We start from the raw sequence: 1,325 nt of genomic DNA, 5'->3' as shown, positions 1-1,325 counted from the left end.
CATTAGTGTCCCGTTAAAATCGGGACCAGTTAAATATTAATCAAATAACCCCGGAAAGAGGGGACAATCGAGTTCTTTGACATTATTGAAATCAGTCCTTTCGAAGAGATCTACGAGTGGTGTCTTATCCATAAGAGAAATGCTTAGAATCTGAAGAACCTCATAAGTAGATCGCTTAAGTTGTAAATCATGTTGTACGATAGCAACAAGGCAATAGGCTATGATTGCCGATGAGATTTGGATTCTCACAGCATTCTCTGTAGTACCCCAAAACTTCTTAATCTTGAGGTGCTGCTTTAGCCATTTGAAGAACAGTTCTATCTGCCATCTGTTCTTGTAAAGGTTGGCGATTTCAGGAGCTGTTAGATGAAAAGCATTTGTAAGGAAGGCAAACTCCCTACCTTGTTCTTCATCATAGAATTTGACGAGTCTGAGTTTCTCCGGATACTTCCGGTATGAATTGTATTCAGTGAATTCAATCACAGCATCTGTCAATATATTCTTTGGCAACCTGCGCCTCCATTTACAGCATTTGTATTGCAGATTCTTCTTGGCTCGCACAACAAAGAACGATTCATGCTGATGTATTTTGAAAAGCTCCTTGAATGCATTGTATCCACGGTCGAAAACATAGTAAGAACCTGATTCATAAGGAATTTCCTTCATAGCCTTTGAGTCGTAAACTGATGCTGTAGAGATATGGAAGAAAGCTGGAACCTGAGATTCGAGGTCATATAGCACATGTGCTTTTATTCCTCCCTTCTTCTTACGGAACTTTGCCCACCAGAAGATCGACAAACACAATGGAATGGTCGTTGAGTCGAAAGCATACACATTGCCTTTCAACTTGAAGATATCCGTTACTCGTTTCTTCCTGGCTTGCTCCATCATATAGAAAGCAAAGTCTTCAAAGATACGGTAGTCACGATTCTGATTGGCAGAAGCAAATGTCGTTTTCGCAATAGGCTTACGCCCTAATCCAAGATGGTATTGCTTTGCTCTATGTGCTTCAAAAGCAACAATCAAATCTCGCAAACTCTCTCGATTACTCAGTTGACCAAACATCATAGCAAGCAGCTGATTCCAACATGTGAAATGCTTCACATAGCGGTTTCCATCATACTTGTCAACCAAATGGCGAAACTTGTTATTGTCGAGAAATTCTATCAATTGGGCGAAAACGTATTTGTCTTTGTTCATCGTGCAGTATTATAGATAACTGCAAAAGTACAAATTCAAATCGTCGCACCCTTAAAATCTCTTGCAAAATACTGTATTTCAATTAATTCAAAGAGCGATTAGTCCACTTTAACGGGACAGTAGTG

Annotated in this window: 1 protein-coding gene; it reads right to left on the bottom strand. The window is 39.6% G+C overall.

The window, feature by feature from the left end:
* Nucleotides 1–36 precede the first annotated feature (36 nt).
* On the bottom strand, nt 37–1,200 hold the full coding sequence (locus AC1EK1_RS08305; protein ID WP_480307070.1) for an IS4 family transposase: 1,164 nt from the start codon (nt 1,198–1,200) through the stop codon (nt 37–39).
* Nucleotides 1,201–1,325 lie beyond the last annotated feature (125 nt).

Source organism: Porphyromonas sp. C0026D3 (assembly GCF_056590775.1).
The sequence above is the reverse complement of the archived record's forward strand: the minus strand, read 5'-3'. Positions and strand labels throughout refer to the sequence as shown.